Source organism: Pseudomonas sp. W2Aug9 (assembly GCF_023127755.1).
GTDB classification, from domain to species: Bacteria; Pseudomonadota; Gammaproteobacteria; order Pseudomonadales; family Pseudomonadaceae; genus Aquipseudomonas; species Aquipseudomonas synxantha_A.
Genome location: NZ_SPKL01000002.1, coordinates 231,336 through 257,692, shown reverse-complemented (window position 1 = coordinate 257,692; position 26,357 = coordinate 231,336). Strand labels below are relative to the sequence as shown.

Below are 26,357 nucleotides of genomic sequence, written 5' to 3'. Positions count from 1 at the left end.
CTCTTGTCTCTCTTATGGATGCAGCGCCTGCGGGCGCGGAACTTGCTATCAGCTCAGGGCTTTCCAGGCGGCGACATAAGCCTGGGCACGGCTCGCGACCTGATCCACTGTCATTCCCGGCTTGAACAACCCGGAGCCCAACCCGAACCCTTTTGCGCCGGCGTCGATAAACACCTGCATGTTGTCCGGCGTAACACCGCCTACCGGCAGCAGCAGCGTGCCCGCCGGCAATACCGCCAGCCACGCCTTGATCACCGAAGGACCGATCTGCTCGGCCGGGAACAGCTTCAATACGTCGGCGCCTTCGGCCAGTGCGGCAAACGCCTCGGTTGGCGTCGCCACGCCAGGCGACAAGTACAGGCCTGCGGCCTTGGCGGCGCGCAGTACTTTGGCATCGCTATGGGGCATGACAATCACCTGTCCACCAGCCGCCTTCACCTGCTCGACCTGTTCAGGCGTCAACACCGTGCCGGCGCCGATCAGGCAATCGGCGGGCAGGCTGTCGCGCAGGGTGCGAATGCTGGTGTACGGCTCCGGCGAATTGAGCGGGACTTCGATCACACGAAAACCCGCGTCGTACAACACCTGGCCGATGGCCTGGGCTTCGTCCGGGCGTATGCCACGCAGGATTGCGATCAAACCGTTTTGCGCGAGTGCTTGCTTGAGCATGTCAGGCCTCCGTTACAGGTTGAGTGAGCCCAGCCGCCACGGCCAATTGCCACAGGCCGCGCTCGGTGGCTTCCTGCGCCAGGCTGACGTGGGCGAAGCCGCAAAGGGCCAGAGCGCGTTGATAGCGGGCGCAGAGTGGGGCGGCGCCAACCAGGATGATCGGCTTGGTTTTGGCGCTGTCTGGCAAACCGGCGAGTTCGTGGCCGATCAACAGGCCGGACAGGTAGTCGGGCTGCTGGTTGGGTGCAAGCTCAGCCGTCAGGCCCAGGGTACGGGCACTGAACAAGGTCGACAGCACGCCACGCCTGCCATCCTTTGAAAGCGCCACGTGCACGCCACGATCAAAGGCCTCGGCCTGGAATTGTTCGCTCGGCTGCTGAGTGCGGCCCAGGATGCTGTGCTTGCTCAATACCGCGAACAGTTCGCCGGTCATGAAGGTGTCGAAATGCGTAATGCAGCCTTCACTCACCTCGACCCATTTGGAGTGGCTGCCGGGCAACCCGATCAGCACTTGGGCCCCAAGCCCCTGCAGCACGCCGAGCACCTGGGTTTCTTCGCCGCGCATCACATTGGGTAAACCCGCTTGCTCAATCACCCCCGGCACAATATGCACATCCACCCCACGCAGGCTGCGCACGCGGTGCAACGCCAAGCCCAGGCTGGCGACATCCACAGGCGTGGCGCAATAAGCCGCCTCGCTCCAACCCTGCGCGCTGCCAACCATACCGCAGGCAATCACTGGCAATTCAGGCTGGGCGTCGAGCCAATCGCCGCAGGCGCTATCGAACGCCAACTCGAAGCCGTCAGTGCAATGAATACCGTTGATGTCCCGTGGCTCGCTGGGCAAATGCATGATGCCCCAGGCTTGCGCGCGCTGTTCCAGCACAACGCCCGCCGAGCCGAGTTTGTAAGCACGAAGGGAGCTGGTCCCCCAATCGAGCGCGATCAATTGCGCCTGCATCGCTTCACCTGAAATGAGTGGGTGCTGAAAAAAGCAGATGGGCGAATATAAACCTACGCGCCGGAATATCTCAATATATAAATATCGATCCCACATAATGAGACGAAGCAAGATTAATCCTACACCGTTCCCTGTTTTTACTTAGGGAAAGGCAAGGCGTTATCTGATAAGGAAAGTTAAAAAACCGACAGATCTAGCTCGCGCATCGCACCCATCCAGATCGCGTAGTCGGTGTGGTCCTTCAGGTCATCGCCGGTTTCAGGGTGCAGGAAGACCACCAGGCCATCGCGGTGCAGCGCCAGCCACGGCAACACCACGCCGATGTATTCCGGCTCGAATGCCAGCTGGCAGCTCCAATCCGGATGCGGGCCCACCGGCCGCTCATGCACACGGCCCATGCGCAACGGGAACAGCCTGGCGGCGTCCTCACACAGCGTGCGCGCCTGGTCGATGGTGCTGGCGTCGAAGTAGATATGGGCGTGATAGCCCTTGATACGTTGCATGACGGACTCCGGATCCACGATGTGCCGATCCTAGACCGCAATCGAAGGCAGGGCCAGCCCGGTCAACGACTGCGCACTGCTGGCCTGTTCCGCCATCAGCCATTGGACAAAACGCTCAACCAACTGCCCGCGGCGTTTGCGCTGGGGTTGCACCACGTAATAACCGAAACGCGAGGTCACCGTGGGGCTGATCGGTCGGCACAGCCAGTTCTGTTCCAGCAGGTTATCCACCAGATGGCGCCAGCCGATGGCAACGCCCTGGCCGGCAATCGCAGCCTGAATCAGCAAGGTGTAGTTGTCGAAGCGCAATTGCCCGGGAGTTGGCGCAGCGGATATACCCAATTGGCGGAACACCCCGCTCCAGTCGAACCATTGGCTGTTGTTTTCCTGACGCAGGTGCAGCAACGGGTACTCGGGCAAGGATTGCACCGTCATCGGCGCGGCCTGAGCCTTGAGCCACTGCGGGCTGCATACCGGGAACACTTCCTCATTGAACAACCACAGGCTGTCGCCCTGCTTGAAACGGCCATCGCCGAACAGCACCGCCACATCGATATCGCTGCGCAAGCTGGCGTGGTTGCGCTCACTGGTAACCAGGCTCACATCCACCTGCGGGTTGGCCTGGTGAAAGCGATGCAGGCGCGGCATCAGCCAATAGGCGGCGAAGGCGAAGTCGGTAGCCACTTGCAGTACTTCGTGCTGGTCCTGTTGGGTGATGGTGCTGAGCCCTTGATTGATGCTTTGCAGGGCGCCCTGTACGTGCTCGAACAACAGCACGCCGGCGTCGGTCAGTTCGATACCGCGATAGATGCGGTCAAACAGGCGGATTGCCAGTTGTTCTTCAAGACGCTTGATCTGCTGGCTGACCGCCGGCTGGGTGGTGCCAAGCTCCATCGCCGCGGCGGTAAAACTGCGGTGGCGCGCCGCCGCTTCGAAGGCTCGCAGCAGATCGAGAGAGAGGTTACCCAGCGCTTCATACATAAGCTGTCGTTATCCTAGGCATTGCTTGTCATGGGCTTTACCCTGATTTCCATGGGCCGCATTCTCATTGGCATAAACACTTACTATGGAATGCCGAGAAACCATGAAGCGCAAGAACATTCTTTTCATCATGGCCGATCAAATGGCCGCTCCCATGCTGCCGTTCTACGGGCCTTCCTCGATCAAGCTGCCCAACCTCAGCCGCCTCGCCGCCCAAGGCGTGGTATTCGAGGCCGCCTATTGCAACAGTCCGTTGTGTGCGCCTTCGCGCTTCACTCTGGTCAGCGGCCAGTTGCCGAGCAAGATCGGCGCCTACGACAACGCTGCCGATTTCCCCGCCGATGTGCCGACCTATGCCCACTACCTGCGTCGCCTCGGCTACCGCACCGCGTTGTCGGGCAAGATGCATTTCTGCGGCCCCGACCAGTTGCACGGCTATGAAGAACGCCTGACCAGCGATATCTACCCCGCGGACTATGGCTGGGCGGTGAATTGGGATGAGCCCGACGTACGCCCCACCTGGTACCACAACATGTCTTCGGTGCTGCAAGCGGGCCCGTGCGTGCGCACCAACCAGCTGGACTTCGACGAGGAGGTGGTGTTCAAGGCGCAGCAATACCTGTTCGATCATATCCGCGAGGACGGTGATCGGCCCTTCTGCCTGACCGTATCGATGACCCATCCCCACGACCCTTACACCATTCCCAAGCCGTTCTGGGACCTGTACGACGACGCCGACATCCCTTTGCCTGCAACGCCGGCGCAAGCAGAGCTGGACCCACACTCCCAGCGTCTGCTCAAGGTCTATGACTTGTGGGATAAACCGCTGCCTGTGGACAAGATCCGCGATGCCCGTCGCGCCTACTTCGGTGCGTGCAGTTACATCGACAGCAATGTCGGCAAACTCCTGCAAACCCTGGAAGACACCGGCCTGGCTGACGACACCCTGATCATCTTCTCCGGCGACCACGGTGACATGCTCGGCGAGCGCGGCCTCTGGTACAAAATGCACTGGTTTGAAATGGCCGCCCGCGTGCCGCTGCTGATCAGTGCGCCGGGCCAATTTGCGGCTGGGCGGGTCACTCAGGCCGTGTCCACCGCCGACCTGCTGCCGACCCTGGTGGAGCTGGCCGGCGGCGAGCTGGACCCACACTTGCCGCTGGACGGTCGCTCTCTGGTCCCGCACCTGCAAGGGCAGGGCGGGCATGACGAAGTGTTTGGCGAATACATGGCCGAAGGCACCATCAGCCCATTGATGATGATTCGCCGGGGCGCCTACAAATTTATCTACAGCGAAGACGACCCTTGCCTACTGTTTGATGTGCGCAACGACCCGCACGAGCGGGAGAACCTCAGCCTGTCAGCAGAACATCGCTCGCTGTTCGAGGCCTTTTTGCATGAGGCGCGGGCCAAATGGGACATCCCGGCGATCCATCAGCAAGTGCTTGCCAGCCAGCGTCGCCGCCGCCTGGTGTTTGAGGCACTGACTCAAGGCACGCTCAAGAGCTGGGACCACCAGCCACAGGTGGATGCCAGTCAGCAGTACATGCGCAACCATATCGACCTCGACGACCTGGAGCGCAAGGCACGTTATCCACAACCCTGCCAAAACCAATAAACAGACAGAGGGAAGGCCATGCAAAAGTTGACCGTGGTACTGAGCATATTGGCGCTGGGCAGCGCCAACGTGTACGCAGACGCTCGCTGTGAAACGGTAAAGATGGCCGATCCAGGCTGGAGCGACATTGCCGCCACCAATGCCATTACCGGCTTTTTGCTGACGGGCATGGGCTACAAAGCCAAGGTCGATACCCTGGCGGTGCCGATCACCTTTGGCGGGCTCAAGGACGGCCAGGTGGATGTGTTTCTCGGCAACTGGATGCCGGCGCAACAAGGTTTTTATGACAAGTTCGTGGCCAACGGCGATGTGGTGCAACTGGCGAAGAACCTCGACGGCACCGAGTTCACCCTCGCGGTGCCGGACTACGTATGGGACGCCGGCGTACGTGACTTTGCCGACCTGAACAAGTTTGCCGACAAGTTCGACAAGAAGATCTACGGCATCGGCTCCGGCGCGCCGGCAAATATCTCGTTGCAGGAGATCATCAAAAAGAATGACTTCGACCTGGGCCAGTGGAAGCTGATCGAATCCAGCGAGCAGGCGATGCTCGCCGAGGTGTCGCGAGCGGTGAAGAAACAGCGCTTCGTCACCTTCCTCGGCTGGACGCCGCACCCGATGAACGTGCAGTTGAAGATGCATTACCTCAAGGGCGGCGAGCAGTATTTTGGCGCCACCGGTAGCGTGTATACCTTGACCCGCAAGGGTTACGCCCAAGCCTGCCCGAATGTCGCCAAACTGCTGACCAACCTGAGTTTCACCCAGGAGATGGAGAACGGCATCATGGCGCAGGTGGCCAACAACAAGGTCAGCAATGCCGAGGCGGCCAAAGCGTGGATCAAGGCCAACCCCGCGGTGCTGGACAAGTGGCTCGACGGCGTGAAAACCCTGGATGGCCAGGATGCGTTGCCCGCGGTCAAAGCCCAACTCTAAGATGCGCCTGGATCCAAATGTGGGAGGGGGCTTGCCCCCGATGACGGCCTATCAGCTATGAATGTATTGGCTGAAACACCGCTATCGGGAGCAAGCCCCCTCCCACAGGGAGCCGGTGTGTACTGATACTCTAAGCCAAACCTTCTACCCGAGCCTGCGATGCCCCGGCCCAACCGCCACACACTCTTCCCCTTCCTCAGCTGGCTCCCGCGCCAAACCCGCGCCAGCGTCGGCCGGGATGCGATCGTCGGCCTCAGTGGCGCCGTACTGGCCCTGCCACAGTCGATTGCCTACGCACTGATCGCCGGCCTGCCACCGGAATACGGGCTCTACGCGGCGATCATCCCGGTCTTGATCGCTTGCCTGTGGGGCTCTTCCTGGCACCTGATCTGTGGGCCCACGGCGGCGATTTCCATCGTGCTTTACGCCAGTATCAGCCCATTGGCCGTGCCAGGTTCCCAGGACTACATCACCCTCATCCTGTTGCTGACCTTCCTCGCCGGGGTGTTCCAGTGGTTGCTCGGCCTTCTGCGCTTTGGCGCGCTGGTGAATTTTGTCTCCCATTCGGTGGTGCTGGGTTTCACCCTGGGCGCCGCGGTGGTGATTGCCCTGGGGCAGTTGCCGAACCTGCTGGGGCTGGACTTGCCGAGCCAGGCCACCGCCCTCAACAGCCTGCTGGCGCTGGTCGACCATGGCGGTGAGTGGGATCGTGCGTCCCTGATCCTCGGGCTCGGCACTTTGCTGGTGGGCGCGCTGCTCAAGTCTCTGGTGCCACGCTGGCCGACGCTGTTGATCGCTTTAGTCCTGGGTAGCCTGACGGCATGGCTGTGGCCGACGATGTTCGGGCATGTGGCGCTGGTCAGTTCGTTTATCGGCCAGTTGCCGCCGTTCAGTCCATTGCCGATGGACCTGGACCTGGTACTGCGCCTGTTGCCCAGCGCGGTGGCGGTGGGGATGCTGGGGTTGGTGACCAGCCTGTCGATTGCGCGCTCACTGTCGGCTCGCTCGCAACAATTACTCGACGCCAACCAGGAAGTGCGCGCCCAGGGTTTATCCAACATCGTTGGCGGATTTTTCTCCGGCTACCTGTCAGCGGGTTCGTTCACCCGTTCGGGCCTCAGTTACGAGGCGGGTGCTTGTTCGCCCCTGGCTGGGGTGTTTTCGGCGCTGTGGGTGGCGTTATTTGCGTTGTTCGGCGCGACGTTGATCGCGCATATTCCCATCCCCAGCATGGCCGCCAGCATCCTGCTGATTTGCTGGGGTTTGGTGGATCATCGAGGGATTCGTGCTTTGTTTCGTGTCAGCCGCGCCGAATTCGTGGTGATGGGCCTGACGTGTGTCGCCACCTTGCTGCTGGAGCTACAAACGGCGATTTATGCCGGGGTGTTGGCATCGCTGTTTTTCTACCTCAAGCGCACTTCGCAACCACGGGTTCAGCAATGGCGCGATGGGGACGAGGATGTATTACGCGTGGGTGGCTCGATCTTTTTTGGCGCCAGCCATTACCTGCAAGTACGCCTGCAAAGTCTGCAGGGCACGCGGGTGGTGATCGAAGCGCAGCAGATCAATTTTATCGACTACTCCGGGGTGGAGATGCTGCATCAGGAGGCGCGACGGTTGGCGCGGTTGGGGCGTAGCCTGACCTTGCGTGGGGCCAGGCCGCAAGTAATCGAAGAGTTAAGAAAACTGGAAGGGGCCAAGAGTTGCCCCCTCCATTTCCAAGATTGAACACGATCAGGCCAATTGACGGCGTAGTTCGGCTAACACCGGCGCTGAATCAGGGCGCACACCACGCCACAGGAAGAAGGCTTCCGCTGCCTGCTCCACCAGCATCCCCAAACCATCCATCGCCACCACAGCGCCGTGTTCCGCAGCCCAGCGGCAGAACGCGGTAGGTTCCTTGGCGTACATCATGTCGTAGCAGAACGTCTTGCCCGGCTCGATCAGGCTGCCGGCAATCGGCGGTACATCGCCTGACAGGCTGGCGGACGTGGCATTGATGATCACGTCCACCGGCTCACGTAGCCAGTCGAAACCACTGGCAGACACCGGGCCCAGGTCGTCGAACAGCTCAGCCAGCAGCTCGGCCTTTTCCACGGTGCGGTTGGCGATGATCAACGAAGAGGGTTGCTGTGCCAGCAACGGCTCAAGTGCACCGCGCACCGCGCCACCGGCTCCCAACAACAGGATGCGTTTGCCTTGCAGGTTCAGCCCGGCGTTGACCGTCAGGTCGCGCACCAGGCCGGCGCCGTCGGTGTTGTCTCCCAACAACGTACCGTCCGCCAGTTTGCTCAGGGTGTTCACGGCTCCAGCGCGCTGGGCACGTTCAGTCAAGGTATCGGCCAAACGATAGGCGTCTTCCTTGAACGGCACGGTCACGTTGGCGCCACGGCCCTGGCGAAAAAACTCACGGGCGCAGTGGGTGAAATCCTCCAACGGCGCGAGCAACGTGCTGTAGTCCAGTTGTTCGCCGGTCTGCTCGGCGAACATACGGTGGATCAGCGGCGATTTACTGTGGCCGATGGGGTTGCCGAACACGACATAACGGTCCATCACACCGCCGCCTTGGCTGCAACGACGCCGAGCCAGTCGCGGTCTTGCAGGAAATAATCGGTGAGGCGCGCCTCTTCGCTACCGGCCTCGGCCTTCCAGTCGTAGCTCCAACGGACCTGGGGCGGCAGCGACATCAGGATCGACTCTGTACGCCCGCCCGACTGCAAACCGAACAGGGTGCCACGGTCATAGACCAGGTTGAATTCGACGTAGCGGCCCCGGCGGAACTCCTGGAACTGACGCTGCTGCTCGGTATACGCCATGGCCTTGCGACGTTGCACAATCGGCAGGTAGGCATCGATATAGGCATCGCCGATGGCACGGATAAAGGCGAAACAGGTGTCGAAGCCCCATTCGTTCAAGTCATCGAAGAACAGGCCACCGATACCGCGAGGTTCATTGCGATGCTTGATGTGGAAATAGGCGTCGCACCAGGCTTTATAGCGTGCGTACACGTCCGGGCCAAAGGGCGCACAAGCTTGCTCGGCCACACGGTGCCAGTGGACGCAGTCTTCTTCGTTGCCGTAATACGGGGTCAAGTCAAAGCCGCCACCGAACCACCACACCGGCTCTTCGCCTTCTTTTTCAGCGATGAAAAAGCGCACATTGGCGTGGGATGTCGGCACATGGGGATTATGCGGATGAATCACCAGTGACACGCCCAAGGCTTCAAACCCCCGACCAGCCAGCTCAGGCCGATGGGCACTGGCGGACGGTGGCAAACCGCTGCCAAACACGTGGGAAAAGTTAACACCGCCTTTTTCGATCACCGAACCGTTCTCGATCACACGGGTGCGACCGCCACCACCGGCAGGCCGGGTCCAGGCGTCTTCGATAAAGCGAGTATCCGTCTCGAAGGTTTCCAGGGCGTTGCAAATGCGATCTTGCAGGTCAAGCAGGTAGGCTTTAACGGCCTCGGTGCGGGTAGTCATGGCATCACCTTGAATCGGGCAAAGCTACGCGAGGCCATCGGGCGTCGGCGGCAAATGGGCGCACAGGATACCACTGCGCCCACATGCCACTGCACTTAGGTGCGCGGCAGTTGACGAAGATCAAGCTTAGGAGTCCGATAGGGGGCTACGCAGATTCGAACCTAAGGAGAAGTGCAGATGGCCAAACGTATCCAGTTCAGCGCCCACGGCGGCCCCGAAGTACTTGAGTATGTGGACTACACGCCAGCGGAGCCTGGCCCACAACAGGTGCGGGTGCGTAACGAGGCCATCGGTCTGAACTTCATCGACACCTATTTTCGCAGTGGCCTCTACGCACCGCCCGCGCTGCCATCGGGCCTGGGCGCAGAAGGCGCTGGTGTAGTCGATGCCGTGGGCAGTGAAGTCACCCAGTTCAAAGTCGGCGACCGCGTGGCCTACGGCAGCGGCCCGCTGGGTGCCTACAGCGAGTTGCATGTGTTGCCCGCCGCCAACCTGGTGCACCTGCCGGATGACATCAGTTTCGAGCAGGCCGCAGGGGCCATGCTCAAGGGCCTGACCGTGCAATACCTGTTGCGCCAGACCTACGAATTGAAAGGCGGCGAAATCATCCTGTTCCACGCCGCTGCCGGTGGCGTGGGCTCCCTGGCCTGCCAGTGGGCCAAGGCCTTGGGCGTGAAGCTGATCGGCACCGTGAGTTCGCCGGAAAAGGCCGCCCTGGCTAAATCGCTCGGCGCCTGGGAAACCATCGACTACAGCAAGGAGAATGTCGCACAACGTGTGCTGGAATTGACTGACGGTAAAAAGGTGCCGGTGGTGTACGACGGCGTCGGCAAGGACACCTGGCTGACCTCTCTGGACAGCGTGGCGCCACGGGGTTTGGTCGTGAGCTTTGGCAACGCGTCGGGCGCGGTGGACGGGGTGAACCTGGGCATTCTGTCGGCCAAGGGCTCGCTGTACGTGACCCGCCCGACGCTGGCGACCTACGCCAACAATCCGGCGAACTTGCAGGCGATGGCGGACGATCTGTTTTCGATGATCAAGAGCGGCAAGGTGCGCATTGATATCAACCAGCGCTACCCGCTGGCGGATGCGGCCAAAGCGCAGACCGAGTTGTCGGCGCGACGCACGACTGGCTCAACCATTCTGTTGCCTTGAGTGCGTCATCGCAGGCAAGCCAGCTCCCACATTTGACCGCGATGACTGATCAAATGTGGGAGCCGGGCTTGCCCGCGATGGCCGTGCCTCGATCTCAGGAGGGGCGCACAACCTCACCTGTCACCAGGTCCCGAATCAGGCTTGGGTTCTTGCGCCCACCCAGCGCGCCACCCAACACCAAGTCCACTTGCCCGCGGAAATACTGCTCCACGCGAATACGCGTGCGTGCCGCCGGGCGCCCCTGAGGGTTGGCCGACGTGGAGATCAACGGCCCGACCTGAGCGCACAAATCCCTCACCAACGGGTGATCAGTGACCCGCAACGCCACGGTGTCATGCATACCCGTGACCCATTCGGGCAACAAGTCCTGGTGGGGCACCAGCCAGGTATTCGGCCCGGGCCAGGTGCTGGCCATGCGATCGATCCAGGTGTCCGGGAAGTCTTCGAACAGGAAGTCGAATTGACGAATGTTGTCCGCTACCAGAATCAGGCCCTTGTCCACCGAGCGGTTCTTGATCGCCAATAGCCGATCCACCGCTTCTTCATTCCACGGGTCGCAACCCAGGCCCCAGACCGCCTCGGTCGGATAGGCAATCACCGCGCCTGCGCGAATTTCCCGTGCGGCTTGCAGCACACGCCACCTGTTGACCATTATTTAATCTCCGGACTAAAGCTCTGGGCAGTTTACCGATCTTCGTTACAAAACCCAGCGCCAAAAACCGGCAGCACCTAAACCTGGCAACGCGCCAGCCAGCGCCCGCTTTCGCAGATGACCTGGCCTTCCAGCTCCAGCTCCGTAAGAGTCGCCAGCACCTGGGACAACGGCCGACCACTGGCAATCGCCAGGGCTTCACTTGTATGCGGCGCAGCATGCAGCAGTGCCACCAGTGGGTGGGTGATCGGCACCGGCGCAGGGCGCGATAACGCCTGCCAACCGCGCAGCGCCTCAAGGATGTGTTCGATGGTTTCCACCAGCACCGCGCCATCACGGATCAGTTGATGGCAACCCTTGGCACCGGGATGGTGAATGGAGCCCGGGATCGCATACACCTCGCGCCCTTGCTCTGCGGCCAACCGTGCGGTGATCAGCGAACCGCTGGCCATGCTGGCTTCCACCACCAGAACCCCCAGCGAGAGCCCGCTGATAATCCGATTGCGCCGTGGAAAATTACCGGCCTGGGGCCCCGCGTCCAACGGAAACTCAGAAACCACCGCGCTGCCTTGGGCAATCATCGCGGCAGCGAGCTTGCGGTGGCGCTGTGGATAAAAATTTTCCAGCCCGGTGCCAAGCACCCCGACTGTACGACCGCCCACCCCCAGCGCTGCCTGGTGTGCTGCGCCGTCAATGCCCAGCGCCAAACCACTGGTGATGACAAAACCGGCGCTCGCCAGGCTGCGGGAAAACGCGGCGGCCGTGTCCATGCCGGGGCGGGAAGCACGCCGGCTACCGACCATGGCCAACTGTGGTTTTTCCAGAATGCCCGGGTCGCCCGCAACGAATAACAGCGGCGGTGCGTCGTCGATCTGAGCAAGCAAGGCCGGGTACTCAGGTTGGTCCCACATCAGCAAATGCTGGGCCGGACGCTCTAACCAGGCCAATGCCGTACTGGCGCCATCACGGATTTGCGGGCTACGCCGGGCATCGGCGCTGATGGCGGGCAACCCGAGGGAACGCCAGGCACTGGCGGGGGCACTGAGGGCCTTGGAGGCGCAGCCGAACGCTTGAATCAATACGTGAAAACGCTTGGGACCCAGTTCTGGCAGCCTGTGCAAGCGTAGTCGGGCTTCCAGCTCTGCCGGAGAAATTTCGCTACTGTTTATCGGATTCATTTGATCATCCTTGACCGGAACAAGCTGTGGATAACTCTGTTGGTAACTTATTTAGCAGGCTATTTATTGCGCTTGTTGGCGGGTCTCGAAACGATCCTTTACAGCCAGCGCGCGTGAAGCACTGAGCACCAAGGCGTAGCTGAGTTTTTCATAGGTGCGAAACACCAGAAGAGTGCCGGCCCGTTCTTCCGGGAGTTGTGTTGGCGTGCCGGTAAGGACGTCTCGCACCGTGGCACCCGCCTTGATCACCGTCAGTAACTGGCCTTCGATCAATCCATCGCGGCGGCCCTTGTTCAGGGTCACGGCGTCCAGCACACCAATCTGCGTGACGCCCCTGGGGATGTCGATGATGTGCCCTGCGATGAATGCCGTTGATTTGGCTGACGCCAGGGTGTTCAGCGCGATCGGAGGTTGGGCACCAAGCAAGCGGTCACCTGGACGGATTTCCTGGGTAACCCGCTGCACCGCCAGGGTGGTGAGGTCGTCGGCGAGCACAAAGCGTGCGGTGCCGATATCGTCGGCATTGATGCCCAGTAGCTCCTGGGTGCCTGGGTCGGTGTAGACCTTGCCTCGACGAAAGATTCCGTAGCTTGGCTGGGCCGGGTCCAGCTGACCGCGAGCATGCACGCGCTCACCGTTGGCCCCCAGCACGCGACCGCCTTGCGCTGCGACGATATAAGGCGCGTTGTCCAGGTCCTGGGGCGTATCGACAATCCGGTTATGCAGTAAAAAGTGCTGGATGGCCTGTTGCGTCGCGTGATCCAGGCGTTCAGTGGGCTTGGGAATCAACGCCATGGCGACGGGGGCCCACAGCAGCAAGACGAGTAGCGATTTCCTCATGGGGTGAATCTCCTTTATTATGTGCGTTCGCGTGAAATGCCTTGGCCCTCGTGGCTTCTGAGCACTTCACACCGGCCGTGTGGGTCCATCCCACCGCCGATTGGTCTTTACCTCACATGTGCAGCAATTACGCTTATGGCTATTTTGAACATCCTCGAATTTCCCGACTCGCGCCTGCGCACGATCGCCAAACCGGTGGCCGTAGTGGACGACAAGGTTCGTCAGTTGGTCGATGACATGTTTGAAACAATGTATGAAGCTCCGGGCATTGGCCTTGCCGCTACCCAGGTCAACGTGCATCTGCGTGTCGTGGTCATGGACCTGTCGGAAGATCGCAGCGAACCCCGGGTGTACATCAACCCCGAGTTCGAACCGCTGACCGATGAGATGGGCGAATACCAGGAAGGCTGCCTGTCGGTGCCGGAGTTCTACGAGAACGTCGAACGCCCGTTGCGCGTGAAGATCAAGGCCCTGGACCGTGATGGCAAACCGTTTGAGCTGATTGCCGAAGGTCTGTTGGCAGTGTGCATCCAACATGAATGCGACCACCTTAACGGCAAGCTGTTTGTCGATTACCTGTCCACGCTCAAGCGGGACCGGATCAAGAAGAAGCTGGAAAAAAAGCATCGCCAGCAAGCTTGATGCCCTTCTTCCAAAGGCTTGCTGCGGCAAGCCTTTTTCTTTTGTGACTGTTTTTAACCGAGAACTCCCATGACCGAGCCATTGCGCATTGTTTTTGCCGGCACCCCTGAATTCGCCGCCGAACACCTCAAGGCGCTGCTTGCCAGCCCTTATGACATCGTCGCGGTGTACACCCAGCCGGATCGCCCGGCCGGTCGCGGGCAAAAACTGATGCCGAGCCCGGTCAAGCTATTGGCGCTTGAACACAACATAGCGGTGCTGCAACCGCCGACCCTGCGTAACGCCGAAGCCCAGGCCGAACTGGCCGCGCTGAAACCGGACCTGCTGGTGGTGGTGGCCTACGGTTTGATCCTGCCCCAGGCGGTGCTGGATATCCCGCGCCTGGGTTGCATCAACAGCCATGCTTCGCTGCTGCCTCGCTGGCGTGGTGCGGCGCCGATCCAGCGCGCCGTGGAGGCGGGCGACAGCGAAAGCGGCGTGACCGTGATGCGCATGGAGGCGGGCCTGGACACCGGACCGATGCTGCTCAAAGTCACCACCCCGATCACCGCGCAAGACACCGGTGGCAGCCTGCACGACCGCCTTGCCGAAATGGGCCCACCTGCCGTAATCCAGGCCATCGCCGGCCTCGCAGCAGGCACCCTGGAAGGCGAGGTACAGGACGACAGCCTGGCCACCTACGCGCACAAATTGAACAAAGACGAAGCGCGCATCGACTGGAGCCGCCCGGCCGTGGAGCTGGAGCGCCTGGTACGTGCCTTCAACCCATGGCCAATTTGCCATAGCACCCTGAACGGCGAAGCCTTGAAGGTGTTGAACGCGACCCTGGCCGACGGCAAAGGCGCCCCCGGCGAGATTATCGGCGCCAGCAAAGACGGGCTGTTGGTCGCTTGCGGTGAGCAGGCGCTGTGCCTGACACGTCTGCAATTGCCCGGCGGCAAAGCGCTGAACTTCAGCGATTTGTTCAATAGCCGCCGTGAGAAATTTGCCTTGGGCACGATCCTCGGGGTGGCCACTCAATGAACCCACGTCTGGCCGCCGCCAAGGCTCTCGCTGCCGTGCTCAACGGCAAGGCTTCGCTGAACAGTTCATTGCCCACGCAATTGGACAAGGTCGAAGACCGGGATCGCGGTTTCACCCAAGACCTGGCCTTTGGCACCGCCCGCTGGCAGCCAAGGTTGTCGGCACTGGCAGCCAAGCTGCTGCAAAAACCGTTCAAGGCGGCAGACGCTGATGTCGAGGCGCTGTTGCTGGTGGGCCTCTATCAATTGCTCTACACCCGCGTACCGGCCCACGCCGCCATCGGTGAAACCGTCGGTTGCGCCGACAAGCTGAAAAAGCCCTGGGCCAAGGCCCTGCTCAATGCCGTACTGCGCCGGGCCCAGCGTGAAAGCGAAGCACTGCTGGCCGAGCTGGAACATGATCCGGTGGTGCGCACCGCCCACCCGCGCTGGCTGCAAAAATCCCTGAAAGCCTTCTGGCCCGAGCAATGGGAGGCTATCTGCGCGGCCAACAATGCGCACCCGCCGATGATCCTGCGGGTCAACCGTCGCCACCATAGTCGTGATGCGTATCTGCAATTACTGGCCGACGCCGCCATCAACGCCACCCCGTGCGTGTACAGCACCGACGGCATCGTGCTCGAAGCCGCCACTGATGTGCGCAGCCTGCCGGGCTTTGCCGAAGGCTGGATCAGCGTGCAGGACGAGGCCGCGCAATTGGCGGCCGACCTGCTCGATTTGGCCCCCGGCCAGCGCGTACTCGACGCCTGCTGCGCGCCAGGCGGTAAGACCTGTCACATCCTTGAGGTTGAAAAAGACCTGGCCGGTGTAGTGGCTGTGGATCTTGAAGCCAAACGCCTGGTGCGCGTGCGGGAAAACCTTGCACGCCTGGGCCTCAGCGCCGACCTGATCGCCGCCGACGGCCGCGACACAGCGACCTGGTGGGACGGCAAGCCATTCCAGCGCATCCTGCTGGACGCACCTTGCTCTGCCACCGGCGTGATCCGTCGGCACCCGGACATCAAGCTGACCCGCCAGCCCGACGACATCGCCGCCCTCGCGGTGCTGCAAGGCGAATTGCTTGACGCCCTGTGGCCAACCCTGGAAGTCGGCGGCATCCTGCTGTACGCCACCTGCTCCACGCTACCCACCGAAAATACCGAGGTCATCCAAGCCTTCCTCGCCCGCACCAGCGGCGCGCGCGAACTGGACCTCGCTACCAGCGCCGGCATCAAGCAGCCCCACGGCCGCCAACTGCTCGCGCAGGAAGGCGGGCACGATGGCTTCTACTACGCCAAACTGATCAAGATCGCCGCCGCACGCGGCTGAATGGGTTTAAGGGAGTGACCGGATGAAAATCATCATCCTTGGGGCAGGGCAGGTCGGAGGCACGCTGGCCGAACACTTGGCCGGCGAAGCCAACGACATCACCGTGGTCGACACCGATGCCGAGCGCCTGCGCAACCTGGGCGACCGCCTGGACATCCGCACGGTACAAGGCCGGGCGTCGTTTCCAACGGTGCTGCGTCAGGCGGGTGCCGACGATGCCGACATGCTTGTGGCGGTGACCAACAGCGACGAGACCAACATGGTCGCGTGCCAGGTCGCTCATACGTTGTTCCACACCCCAACCAAGATCGCCCGGGTGCGCGAAGCGGCCTACCTGACTCGCGCCGGCCTGTTCGATAATGACGCCATTCCGGTGGACGTATTGATCAGCCCGGAACAGGTGGTCACCCACTACATCAAGCGCCTGATCGAAATCCCTGGCGCCTTGCAGGTGATCGACTTCGCCGAGGGCAAGGCGCAACTGGTGGCGGTAAAGGCGTACTACGGCGGGCCGTTGGTTGGCCAACAACTGCGCCAGCTGCGTGAGCACATGCCAAACGTGGAAACCCGCGTGGCCGCGATTTTCCGTCGTGACCGGCCGATCCTGCCCCAAGGCGACACGGTGATCGAGGCCGACGACGAAGTGTTTTTCATCGCCGCCAAGGCGAATATTCGTGCGGTCATGAGCGAAATGCGCAGGCTCGACGAGAGTTACAAACGCATCGTCATCGCCGGCGGCGGGCAGATCGGCGAGCGGTTGGCCGAGGCCATCGAAAGCCGCTACCAGGTGAAGATCATCGAGATGAGCCCGACGCGTTGCAGGCATTTGTCCGACACCCTCGACAGCACTGTCGTACTGCAAGGCAGCGCCTCGGACCGCGACCTGCTGATGGAAGAAAACATCGCCGACGCCGATATCTTCCTCGCCCTGACCAACGATGACGAAGCCAACATCATGTCGTCGTTGCTGGCCAAGCGGCTGGGGGCGAAGAAGGTGATGACCATCATCAACAACCCGGCCTATGTGGACCTGATCCAGGGCGGCGATATCGACATCGCCATCAGCCCCCAACTGGCGACCATCGGTACCTTGCTCGCCCACGTGCGGCGTGGCGATATTGTCAGCGTGCACTCCCTGCGCCGGGGTGCGGCGGAAGCCATCGAGGCGATTGCCCACGGTGATTCGAAGTCGAGCAAGGTGATTGGCAAGGCCATCCGCGATATCGGCCTGCCGCCGGGTACCACCATTGGTGCAATCATCCGCGATGAAGAAGTGATCATCGCCCACGACGACACGGTGATCGCCACTGGAGACCATGTGATTTTGTTCCTTGTGGATAAAAAACATATCCGCGATGTAGAGAAGCTGTTCCACGTGGGCTTGAGCTTTTTCTGATCAAACGGAGTGACCGACATGCTCGAATCCCTGGAAAAAATGCTCGCCAAGGGTGTGGATAATTCGCTGCTGCGCTTCGGCTTGGGCAAGGGTTATCTGGACTTGAAGGACAACGCCAAAGCCGCCGAGCATCTGGGCAAGTGTGTCGAGTTCGATCCGAAGTATTCGGCGGCGTGGAAGCTGTTGGGCAAGGCGCACCAGGCGCAGGGTGACAGTGCCTCAGCACGACAGGCGTGGGAAAAAGGCATTGAAGCGGCCCAGGCCCACGGCGACAAGCAGGCCGAAAAAGAGATGACCGTGTTCCTGAAGAAACTCGATCGCCAGGCTTGATACAGGACTAAATGTGGGAGGGGGCTTGCTCCCGATGGCAGTGTGTCAGCCAATGCATATTTGACTGAACCACCGCTATCGGGAGCAAGCCCCCTCCCACATTGTTTCTATATCGGTCTTGAGTCAGGTGTGAATCAGTACCACCGCGCCTCACCCGGCGGGCGCTTCTTGAAGCGCTTCATGCTCCACATGTACTGGCTCGGGTAGGCGCCCACATAGCGCTCCACCACTTTGCTCATCGCCGCGCAGGAGGTGGCGGTGTCGGTGCTGTACATGTCTTCCGGCGCCGCTTCCAGGATCACTTTGTAGCCTGAGCCGTCCGGCAGGCGCAACGCGTGCAGGAATACGCCAACAGCCTTGTGGCCCGCGAGCATGTTCGGCACGAATTTGCTGGTGAGGGCCTGGGTGGCGAAAAACGGGACGAAGATGCCGGCGGATTCGGCTGGTTCCGGGTCGGCAGGAATGCCTACCTGGCCGCCTTTGCGCACTTCCTTGATCACGCTGAGAATGCCTTCCTTGGTCGACGCCGCCACGCGGTTGCCCAATTGCACGCGTTGTTTGCGCAGCAGTTCGTCCACCGCCTTGAGCTTGGGCGGGCGATAGAAAATGATCGGTTTGCACTGGCTGCAATAGAAGTGGTTCAGCACTTCCCAGTTGCCCAGGTGACTGGTGATACCCACCACGCCTTTGCCCGAGGCCAGGGCTTGGTGCAACACTTCCAGGCCCTCGACTTCCCGCACCAGGTCGATGGAGCGCTGGGCTGGCCAGATCCACGCGCAAGCACTTTCGGTCAGGGACTTGCCGATGTCCATCAGGCTGCGGCCCACCAGGCGCTCGCGCTCGGCCGGGTCCATATCCGGGAAGCATTTGGAGAGGTTGATCCGCACGGTGTCGCGGGAGCGGTTGGGGGTTTTCCACATGATCCAGCCGATGCCCGTGCCGACGGCTTGTACGGCGCGCCAGGGCAGCAGGGCAAACAACCGGAGAGCGCCTACCAGCAAGGCGCCTTTAAACTTTTCCACAGGTCACTCCTGATCGTGTGTGGTGCGCAAAACCGGCATTCTAACCGGCGTTGACCAAGTCCGCGTAACGGTCACAGTCCTGAGTGTGGTCCATGACCATGCCCGAGGCCTGCATGAAGGCGTAGCAGATGGTCGGCCCGACGAAGGTGAAACCGGCTTTCTTCAAGGCGCGGCTCATGGCTTCAGCCTCGGGTGTAATGGCCGGGACGTCGCTGCGATCCTTGAAGTGATTGACCTTGGGTTTACCGCCGACAAATGACCACAGCAACCCCACCGGGTCTTCCAGCGCCAGCCAGGCCGCGGCGTTGCGCCGGGTAGCATTGAGCTTCAAGCGATTGCGCACGATGCCCGGATCCTGCATCAGCGCCTCGATTTCTTCATCGCTTAACCGCGCCAGACGCTGCGCATCAAAGCCGAACAAGACCTTTCGATAATGCTCGCGTTTGCGTAAAACGGTGATCCAGGACAGGCCCGCCTGGAACCCTTCGAGCAAAAGCAACTCGAACAAACCCTGCGCATCGCGCAGCGGCGTTCCCCACTCTTGATCGTGATAAGCCATGTACAGCGGATCTTCAGAACACCAAAAGCAGCGTGGCATAAGGCTCCAGGGAGTGGTGGCGGGGCCGAATCGGGTATACTCCCGCTCTTTAAATCGCAGCCCAAGTAACAGGTGAATTTCGTGAGCCAGCCTACGCCAGCCGTGCGTACCTTCCAAGACTTGATCCTCGCCCTCCAGCAATACTGGGCCGAGCAAGGTTGTGTGGTACTTCAGCCCTACGATATGGAAGTAGGCGCCGGCACTTTCCACACCGCTACATTCCTGCGGGCCATCGGCCCGGAAACCTGGAACGCCGCTTATGTGCAGCCCAGTCGTCGCCCGACTGACGGCCGCTACGGCGAAAACCCGAACCGTCTGCAGCACTACTACCAGTTCCAGGTGGTATTGAAGCCCAACCCGGATAATTTCCAGGAGCTGTACCTGGGCTCGCTGAAACACGTCGGCCTCGACCCACTGGTGCACGACATCCGTTTTGTCGAAGACAACTGGGAATCGCCAACCCTGGGCGCCTGGGGCCTGGGCTGGGAAGTCTGGCTCAATGGCATGGAAGTGACGCAGTTCACTTACTTCCAGCAAGCCGGCGGCATCGAGTGCTACCCGGTGACCGGCGAGATCACCTACGGCCTCGAGCGCCTGGCCATGTACCTGCAGGGCGTGGACTCGGTCTACGACCTGGTATGGGCTGACGGCCCGTTCGGCAAAGTGACCTACGGCGATGTGTTCCACCAGAACGAAGTGGAGCAGTCCACCTACAACTTCGAACACGCCAACGTCGAGAAGCTGTTCGAACTGTTCGACTTCTATGAAAGCGAAGCCAAGCGCCTGATCGAACTCGACCAGCCGCTGCCGTTGCCAAGCTATGAAATGGTGTTGAAGGCGTCCCATACCTTCAACCTGCTGGACGCCCGCCGTGCCATCTCGGTAACTGCGCGCCAGCAATACATCCTGCGTGTGCGCACGCTGGCACGTTCCGTCGCCCAAGCCTATTTGCTGGCTCGCGCCAAGCTGGGCTTCCCGATGGCAACCCCTGACCTGCGTGATGAAGTGTTGGCTAAGCTGGAGGCTGCACAATGAGTGCTCAAGATTTCCTGGTTGAACTGGGCACCGAAGAGCTGCCACCCAAGGCACTCAATACCCTGGCCGATGCATTCCTGGCCGGTATCGAAAAAGGCCTGCAGACTGCCGGCCTGAAGTTTGAAGCCAAAAAAGTCTACGCCGCGCCGCGCCGCCTGGCTGTGCTGCTGACCGCGCTGGAAACCCAGCAGCCGGACCGCAACATCAACCTGGACGGCCCACCGCGCCAGGCAGCTTTCGATGCCGAAGGCAACCCGACACAAGCCGCCCTTGGCTTTGCCAAGAAATGTGGCGTAGAGCTGAGCGAGATCGACCAGAGCGGCCCGAAACTGCGTTTCAGCCAGGTCATCACCGGCAAGCCGACCGCCAGCCTGCTGCCGACCATCGTTGAAGACTCCCTGAACGACCTGCCTATCCCCAAGCGCATGCGCTGGGGTGCGCGCAAGGAAGAGTTCGTACGTCCGACCCAATGGCTGGTAATGCTGCTCGGTGACCAGGTCATTGATTGCACCATCCTCGCCCAGAAGGCTGGTCGTGATTCCCGTGGTCACCGCTTCCATCATCCCGAAAGCGTGCGCATCACTTCGCCGGCCAACTACCTCAACGACCTGCGCGCCGCTTACGTATTGGCCGATGCCAATGAGCGTCGCGAGCTGATCAGCAAGCGCACCGAAGAATTGGCCCGCCTGCAGGAAGGCACCGCCATCGTGCCGCCAAGCCTGCTGGACGAAGTGACCGCCCTGGTGGAATGGCCGGTGCCGCTGGTGTGCTCGTTCGAAGAGCGTTTCCTCGACGTGCCGCAAGAAGCGTTGATCACCACCATGCAGGACAACCAGAAGTATTTCTGCCTGCTGGACGCAGACGGTAAGTTGCTCCCGCGCTTTATCACCGTGGCCAACATCGAAAGCAAGGACCCGCAGCAGATCATCGCCGGTAACGAGAAAGTCGTTCGCCCGCGCCTGACCGATGCCGAGTTCTTCTTCAAGCAAGATAAGAAACAGAAGCTCGAAGACTTCAACCTGCGCCTGCAAAACGTGGTGTTCCAGGAAAAACTCGGCAGTGTCTACGACAAGGCCGTGCGGGTTTCCAAGCTGGCGGCCTACATTGCGCCACGCATCGGCGGCGACGCAGCCTGGGCCGCCCGTGCCGGCTTGCTGTCCAAGTGCGACCTGGCCACCGAGATGGTTGGCGAGTTCCCTGAGATGCAAGGTGTCGCCGGTTACTACTACGCCCTCAACGACGGCGAGCCGGACGACGTCGCCCTGGCCCTGAACGAGCAGTACATGCCACGCGGTGCCGGTGCAGAATTGCCGACCACCCTGACGGGTGCGGCCGTGGCCATCGCCGACAAGCTCGATACGCTGGTGGGTATCTTCGGTATCGGTATGTTGCCCACCGGTAGCAAAGACCCGTATGCCCTGCGCCGTGCGGCATTGGGCGTGCTGCGGATCCTGATCGACAAGAAGCTGGATCTCGACCTGACCCAGGCCGTGGTGTTCGCGGTCGGCCAGTTCGGGACCAAGGTCAAGCAAGCCGGCCTGGCCGAGCAAGTGCTGGAGTTCGTGTTCGACCGCCTGCGTGCGCGTTACGAAGACGAAGGCGTGGACGTTTCCGTCTACCTGTCGGTACGTGCCCTGCAACCGGGTTCGGCACTGGACTTCGACCAGCGCGTACAAGCCGTACAAGCGTTCCGCAAGCTGCCGGAAGCCGATGCCCTGGCGGCCGTGAACAAGCGTGTGTCGAACCTGCTGAGCAAGGCCGACAACCTCGGCAATGCCGACGTTGACCCAAGCCTGTTTGCCGATGCCAAAGAGTTCTCGCTGAACTCCGCCATCGCCAAGGCCGAGAACGCTGTGAAACCGCTGATAGCGGAGCGTAACTACGCTGAAGCGTTGGCGCGCCTGGCGTCTCTGCGTGAGCCGGTAGACGCGTTCTTCGAAGCGGTGATGATCAATGCCGACGATGCCGGCGTGCGGAAAAACCGTTACGCCATGCTCGCGCGTTTGCGTGGCCTGTTCATCAATATCGCTGACATTTCCGTATTGGGTTGATCATGTTGAAACTGCTGATTCTCGATCGGGACGGGGTGATCAACTACGACTCCGACGCTTACATCAAGTCGGTACAGGAGTGGATCCCCTTGCCCGGCTCGATCGAGGCCATCGCGCAGTTGAGCAAAGCCGGCTGGACGGTGGCCATCGCCACCAACCAGTCCGGCATCGCCCGCGGTTACTACGACATCGCCACCCTGGACGCCATGCACGCGCGCTTGCGCACGTTGGTGGCCGAACAGGGAGGTGAGGTGGGGCTGGTGGTTTACTGCCCTCACGGGCCGGATGAGGGCTGCGATTGCCGCAAGCCCAAGCCTGGCATGTTGAAAACTATTGCAGAACATTACAAGGTGCCCTTGGCTGGGATATGGTTCGTCGGGGACAGCCTCGGTGACCTGGAGGCGGCCAAAGCCGTCGACTCTCAGCCAGTTTTGGTAAAGACCGGAAAAGGCGAAAAGACCCAGGCGAAAAACCTGCCGGTAGGCACTTTGATTTTTGACGATCTGGCGGCGGTTGCCGCAGAACTTATTAACAACTAGCCGCCCTCGACTTCCTGACCAAGGATTGTTCGGGAGTGCGCTTTTAACAGGCGGGCCGTGTCCCGCAACGGTAAATGCCGCCATGTCGATCTTGCAGGCCATCAGAACCTTTTTCTTTTACCTGCTGCTGGGCACCAGTTCGTTTCTCTGGTGCACCCTGAGCTTTTTTATTGCCCCCTTCCTGCCGTTCAAGGCGCGTTATCGCTTCATCAACGTTTATTGGTGCCGTTGCGCGTTGTGGCTGAGCAAGGTGTTCCTGAACATCCGTTTTGAGGTCAAGGGCGCAGAAAACGTCCCGGACCAACCCTGCGTGATTTTGTCGAACCACCAAAGCACTTGGGAAACCTTCTTTCTTTCCGCGTACTTCTCGCCCCTGAGCCAGGTGCTTAAGCGTGAACTGTTGTACGTACCGTTCTTTGGCTGGGCCATGGCCATGTTGCGCCCGATCGCCATTGACCGTGACAACCCCAAGGCGGCGCTCAAGCACGTGGCCAAGAAGGGCGACGAGTTGCTCAAGGACGGCGTCTGGGTACTGATCTTCCCCGAAGGTACGCGTGTGCCCTACGGCACCGTAGGCAAGTTCTCACGGGGCGGTACGGCATTGGCGGTCAACGCCAACCTGCCGGTGCTGCCCATTGCCCACAATGCCGGCAAGTTCTGGCCGAAGACCGGCTGGGCCAAACGCGCTGGCACCATCACCGTGGTTATAGGCGAGCCGATGTACGCAGAAGGCGAGGGGCCGCGTGCGATTGCTGCACTGAACGACCGCGCCGCTGCATGGAATGAAGCACAGCAGCGAGCCATGGGTTCCCTGCCTCCTGAGCCCTTGGTAGTCGAGACCCCGGCGATTTGAGGATCTGTGGATAACCTGTGCACGCTTTGTTGGCGAATTGGCTTTTTTGATTCATAACCTTCTGATTTAGCTGCATATTTCTGAAGGTCATAAAATCTCGAAAAACGTGCATAAGTTTTTTCTTCATAAAAAAACCGGTCCTTGTGACCGGTTTTTTATGCACAGCAGAAAAGTCGGTTTTTTAGTCTTCCAACTGCGGCAATAACAGGATGAATGTCGAGCCCTTGCCCAGCTCACTTTCACAAACGATGCGTCCACCGTGCCGTTCCACCACGGCCTTAACCATCGTCAGCCCCAGTCCAAGACCATCACTGCCCTGGGCCGAATCGAAACGCCGGTATTGGCTGAACAGTTCCGGTAAATCCTCGGGGGCAATCCCCGGCCCCTGATCGCTGATGCGGCATTCCAACCAACCCTGTGCACTGCCGTGCCTCAACCTGACGGTAGTGCCGGATGGGGAATATTTGATCGCATTCTCCAGCACGTTGAACAACGCACGGGTAAGCAATGATTGATCGGCATGGATCATGGCTTCATCCGCCTCATCCAGGTCGTTGACCAGATGGATGCCCTTGAGCTGCGCAATCACCGCAACCTGATCAAAGGCGTCCATCACCAGCATGGCGAACAAGGTAGGCTGGAACTGGTAACCGTCAGCCTCGGCCTTGGCCAATTGCACAAAGGATTCGGTAAGGCTCAATGCCCGTCGGACCTGTTGTTCGACCTGGGCAAAGACTGGCGATTCGCCGTTATGCACATCCAGCAGGGCGAGGATCGCCGAATGGGGTGCGCGTAGGTCGTGGGAGAGGAAACGCAGCATGGTCTCGCGATGCTGCTGGGCTTCTCGCTCCTTGCTCAGGTCCGTCAGGCTCAACAGCCATCCGAGGGCGAAGTCACCTTCGGCCGGAAGCAAGGGCGCAAGCTCCATCCGCAGACTGCGCTGGTGGATATCGCGGAACTCAACCAATTCCAGTGCTGACAGGGCAGGGCGTACGCCGTTATGCAGCGGGGGATAACCCAGATCGGCGAGTTGTTCGATGAGGTTTGAATTGACCAGGTCGTTACCAAACACATCACGGGCTACACGGTTGGCCAACAGAATATTGCCCTGTGGGTCGGTTATCAGCGTAGCCACCGGCAGGCACTCCAACCCGTCAGCCATAAAGCGCCGCGTATCACGCGTACGACTGACTGCCTGCTCAAGGGCAAAGATCCGCCCCTGCAACACATCACCCTTGCTGGCGGGCGCACGACGACGCTCCGGCAGCACCTTGGGCTCGTTATCCAGCCGCGCCAGTTCCCAACCAAAGTAGGCCAGGATGACGCTCAGGCGCCGCCAGTTCCAGATGAGATAGCTGAGTAACAGCCCGATCAAACACGCGGCGGGAGACCACCAATGCCCAAGGCGCAGCAATGCCCATGAGCCCACCAGCGCCGCGGTCATGCCACCCAGGGTCATCCACAGGGCGTAGCGAGGGCGATACAGCAGAAGGCCCAGCAGCAAGGTCACCAGGGATGTCGCCAACAGGGCAGCAAGCCATCCGGGCAGGTCGACAATGCTGCGTCCCTGCAACAGACCATTGAGGATATCGGCCTGGATCTCCACTCCTGCGGTCGTGCCGACGGTGGAGGAGAGCGGTGTCACAAAACGATCGGCCATTCCATACGCCGTGGCACCTATCAGAATCAGCCGGCCGCGCAGTGTCTCGGGAGCTACCTCGCCGCGTAATACGCTGAGGTAGGACACGCTGGGAAAGTGGTCATCTTCCGAGGTGAAAGGCACGCGGATTTCATGCTCCTGATGCCACTGCTGGCTGCTGGGCTCCTGGGTCAGGCCCGGCATTACCGGTGCTTGCTCACTCAGCGCAAACGCCAACCATGCCAATTGAGGGAGCGTGCTTCCCGGCGGGCCTTCACGCAGATACACGCTGCGTACGATGCCGTCGCTATCCGCTTCGACGTTGATATGCCCCACGCCCTTGGCGCACTTGAGCAACGGTGACAGCGGCTCTCCTGGCAGGCTGGGACTTACGCTGCTATCACCGACGATGGGCAGCAGTACATTGCCAGCATTGCAGACCGCATCAGCCAACCGTCGTCCATCGGCCCCCTTGCTAGGTTCGCTGAAGACTACGTCAAACAGAATGCCTGCCGGCTGGGCGGCGCTAAGGCGTTCAATCAGATCTGCATGCACACTGCGCGGCCACGGCCATGGGCCGAGTATTTCCAGGCTGGGCGCATCAATGGTGACCAGCAGAATCCGTGGATCCACCGGTAAAGGTGTCAGGCGGCGCAGGCTGTCGTAGAGAGGGTTATTCAGTGCCAGGCCCGGGCTCAAGGACAGGTAAACGGTAAAGGGCAGTAACACCAGACCGATCAGCAGCCATTCACGGACCAACCCGTGGAACAACAGCTGTGCCTGGGTGGGTTGGCGTTTCTCGGCTCTGCGCCATAGTTTCACAGGGCTACCACCGAAAGTATGCGAAGGCATTGATGGTCATCGGGTAAAGGTGCCATAGGCCCGCTCCCTCTCCATGTGGTGACGTTCAACAGTGTTCTGAAACAAGTGAAGCTTATTTCGGTCTC

Annotated in this window: 25 protein-coding genes; 13 read left to right on the top strand and 12 right to left on the bottom strand. The window is 60.7% G+C overall.

All coding sequences use genetic code 11. The annotated features are described in order from the left end of the window. Window positions 1-48: 48 nt before the first annotated feature. The 4 genes from E3O56_RS02325 to E3O56_RS02310 form a co-directional block, all read right to left on the bottom strand. Complete coding sequence (locus E3O56_RS02325; protein WP_005783399.1) at window positions 49-669, bottom strand: 2-dehydro-3-deoxy-6-phosphogalactonate aldolase; 621 nt, start codon at window positions 667-669, stop codon at window positions 49-51. A gap of 1 nt (window position 670) precedes the next feature. Further along, window positions 671-1,630, bottom strand: a complete 960-nt coding sequence (locus E3O56_RS02320; RefSeq protein ID WP_032878585.1) for a 2-dehydro-3-deoxygalactonokinase — start codon at window positions 1,628-1,630, stop codon at window positions 671-673. A 176-nt stretch (window positions 1,631-1,806) separates the two neighbouring features. Beyond that, entirely contained in the window at window positions 1,807-2,133 is a 327-nt protein-coding gene (locus E3O56_RS02315; RefSeq protein WP_032878586.1) for a DOPA 4,5-dioxygenase family protein, read from the bottom strand. A 30-nt stretch (window positions 2,134-2,163) separates the two neighbouring features. Then, window positions 2,164-3,114, bottom strand: a complete 951-nt coding sequence (locus tag E3O56_RS02310) for a LysR family transcriptional regulator (protein ID WP_032878587.1) — start codon at window positions 3,112-3,114, stop codon at window positions 2,164-2,166. 103 nt (window positions 3,115-3,217) lie between these two features. Between E3O56_RS02310 and betC the strand changes: the two genes are divergently transcribed. The 3 genes from betC (at window position 3,218) to E3O56_RS02295 (ending at window position 7,393) form a co-directional block, all read left to right on the top strand. Next, window positions 3,218-4,732, top strand: coding sequence for a choline-sulfatase (gene betC / locus E3O56_RS02305; protein WP_005783394.1), 1,515 nt, complete (start codon window positions 3,218-3,220; stop codon window positions 4,730-4,732). An 18-nt stretch (window positions 4,733-4,750) separates the two neighbouring features. Beyond that, entirely contained in the window at window positions 4,751-5,665 is a 915-nt protein-coding gene (choX, locus tag E3O56_RS02300) for a choline ABC transporter substrate-binding protein (RefSeq protein ID WP_032878589.1), read from the top strand. A 159-nt stretch (window positions 5,666-5,824) separates the two neighbouring features. After that, complete coding sequence (locus E3O56_RS02295) at window positions 5,825-7,393, top strand: SulP family inorganic anion transporter (protein WP_032878591.1); 1,569 nt, start codon at window positions 5,825-5,827, stop codon at window positions 7,391-7,393. Window positions 7,394-7,399: 6 nt separating this feature from the next. Here the strand turns inward: E3O56_RS02295 and aroE are convergent, their stop codons facing one another. Next, window positions 7,400-8,218, bottom strand: a complete 819-nt coding sequence (gene aroE, locus E3O56_RS02290) for a shikimate dehydrogenase (RefSeq protein ID WP_032878592.1) — start codon at window positions 8,216-8,218, stop codon at window positions 7,400-7,402. Next, window positions 8,218-9,150 (bottom strand): oxygen-dependent coproporphyrinogen oxidase, encoded by a 933-nt coding sequence (gene hemF / locus E3O56_RS02285; protein ID WP_103734096.1) that lies wholly within the window; start codon window positions 9,148-9,150, stop codon window positions 8,218-8,220. Before hemF ends, aroE begins: the two co-directional genes overlap by 1 nt. A 177-nt stretch (window positions 9,151-9,327) precedes the next feature. Here hemF and E3O56_RS02280 point away from each other — a divergent pair, with 177 nt between their 5' ends. After that, window positions 9,328-10,305: a quinone oxidoreductase gene (locus E3O56_RS02280; RefSeq protein WP_248127750.1), complete on the top strand. Its 978-nt coding sequence runs from the start codon at window positions 9,328-9,330 to the stop codon at window positions 10,303-10,305. Window positions 10,306-10,399: 94 nt separating this feature from the next. On the opposite strand, the gene E3O56_RS02275 is transcribed toward E3O56_RS02280, so the two are convergent. The 3 genes from E3O56_RS02275 to E3O56_RS02265 form a co-directional block, all read right to left on the bottom strand. Beyond that, window positions 10,400-10,957 (bottom strand): L-threonylcarbamoyladenylate synthase, encoded by a 558-nt coding sequence (locus tag E3O56_RS02275; protein ID WP_032878595.1) that lies wholly within the window; start codon window positions 10,955-10,957, stop codon window positions 10,400-10,402. A gap of 77 nt (window positions 10,958-11,034) precedes the next feature. Beyond that, window positions 11,035-12,135 carry a DNA-processing protein DprA gene (gene dprA / locus E3O56_RS02270; protein ID WP_248127748.1) on the bottom strand — a complete coding sequence of 367 codons (1,101 nt, stop codon included), beginning with the start codon at window positions 12,133-12,135 and terminating at the stop codon, window positions 11,035-11,037. 63 nt (window positions 12,136-12,198) lie between these two features. Then, window positions 12,199-12,975 (bottom strand): peptidoglycan-binding protein, encoded by a 777-nt coding sequence (locus tag E3O56_RS02265; RefSeq protein ID WP_248127746.1) that lies wholly within the window; start codon window positions 12,973-12,975, stop codon window positions 12,199-12,201. Window positions 12,976-13,110: 135 nt separating this feature from the next. Between E3O56_RS02265 and def the strand changes: the two genes are divergently transcribed. The 5 genes from def to E3O56_RS02240 all read left to right on the top strand — a co-directional run bounded on the left by def (window position 13,111) and on the right by E3O56_RS02240 (window position 17,673). Next, entirely contained in the window at window positions 13,111-13,617 is a 507-nt protein-coding gene (gene def, locus E3O56_RS02260; protein ID WP_005783383.1) for a peptide deformylase, read from the top strand. A gap of 69 nt (window positions 13,618-13,686) precedes the next feature. Continuing rightward, on the top strand, window positions 13,687-14,640 hold the full coding sequence (fmt, locus tag E3O56_RS02255; RefSeq protein ID WP_248127744.1) for a methionyl-tRNA formyltransferase: 954 nt from the start codon (window positions 13,687-13,689) through the stop codon (window positions 14,638-14,640). Continuing rightward, window positions 14,637-15,947: a 16S rRNA (cytosine(967)-C(5))-methyltransferase RsmB gene (gene rsmB / locus E3O56_RS02250; protein WP_032878600.1), complete on the top strand. Its 1,311-nt coding sequence runs from the start codon at window positions 14,637-14,639 to the stop codon at window positions 15,945-15,947. The genes fmt and rsmB overlap by 4 nt, the downstream gene beginning before the upstream one ends. A 22-nt stretch (window positions 15,948-15,969) precedes the next feature. Further along, the gene (gene trkA, locus E3O56_RS02245; RefSeq protein WP_014716287.1) at window positions 15,970-17,343 is read left to right on the top strand and encodes a Trk system potassium transporter TrkA; all 1,374 of its coding nucleotides are present in this window, start codon (window positions 15,970-15,972) and stop codon (window positions 17,341-17,343) included. Between the two features lie 18 nt (window positions 17,344-17,361). Continuing rightward, window positions 17,362-17,673 (top strand): tetratricopeptide repeat protein, encoded by a 312-nt coding sequence (locus E3O56_RS02240; RefSeq protein ID WP_223017804.1) that lies wholly within the window; start codon window positions 17,362-17,364, stop codon window positions 17,671-17,673. A gap of 134 nt (window positions 17,674-17,807) precedes the next feature. Here the strand turns inward: E3O56_RS02240 and E3O56_RS02235 are convergent, their stop codons facing one another. Together E3O56_RS02235 and tag are read right to left on the bottom strand one after the other, a co-directional pair. Continuing rightward, window positions 17,808-18,695 (bottom strand): lysophospholipid acyltransferase, encoded by an 888-nt coding sequence (locus tag E3O56_RS02235; RefSeq protein ID WP_005783378.1) that lies wholly within the window; start codon window positions 18,693-18,695, stop codon window positions 17,808-17,810. A 40-nt stretch (window positions 18,696-18,735) separates the two neighbouring features. Beyond that, window positions 18,736-19,293, bottom strand: coding sequence for a DNA-3-methyladenine glycosylase I (gene tag, locus E3O56_RS02230; protein WP_005783377.1), 558 nt, complete (start codon window positions 19,291-19,293; stop codon window positions 18,736-18,738). Between the two features lie 81 nt (window positions 19,294-19,374). On the opposite strand from tag, the gene glyQ reads away from it, so the two are divergent. The 4 genes from glyQ (at window position 19,375) to E3O56_RS02210 (ending at window position 23,771) form a co-directional block, all read left to right on the top strand. Then, a complete protein-coding gene (glyQ, locus tag E3O56_RS02225) occupies window positions 19,375-20,328 on the top strand; it encodes a glycine--tRNA ligase subunit alpha (protein WP_003213601.1) in 954 nt (317 codons plus the stop codon). Beyond that, the gene (gene glyS / locus E3O56_RS02220; protein WP_032878605.1) at window positions 20,325-22,379 is read left to right on the top strand and encodes a glycine--tRNA ligase subunit beta; all 2,055 of its coding nucleotides are present in this window, start codon (window positions 20,325-20,327) and stop codon (window positions 22,377-22,379) included. The genes glyQ and glyS overlap by 4 nt, the downstream gene beginning before the upstream one ends. Beyond that, window positions 22,379-22,918, top strand: coding sequence for a D-glycero-beta-D-manno-heptose 1,7-bisphosphate 7-phosphatase (gene gmhB / locus E3O56_RS02215; RefSeq protein ID WP_177327431.1), 540 nt, complete (start codon window positions 22,379-22,381; stop codon window positions 22,916-22,918). Before glyS ends, gmhB begins: the two co-directional genes overlap by 1 nt. Before the next feature lie 82 nt (window positions 22,919-23,000). Then, window positions 23,001-23,771: a lysophospholipid acyltransferase family protein gene (locus tag E3O56_RS02210; protein WP_005783374.1), complete on the top strand. Its 771-nt coding sequence runs from the start codon at window positions 23,001-23,003 to the stop codon at window positions 23,769-23,771. Between the two features lie 181 nt (window positions 23,772-23,952). Here the strand turns inward: E3O56_RS02210 and E3O56_RS02205 are convergent, their stop codons facing one another. After that, complete coding sequence (locus tag E3O56_RS02205) at window positions 23,953-26,232, bottom strand: CHASE2 domain-containing protein (RefSeq protein WP_248127782.1); 2,280 nt, start codon at window positions 26,230-26,232, stop codon at window positions 23,953-23,955. Between the last annotated feature and the right edge of the window lie 125 nt (window positions 26,233-26,357).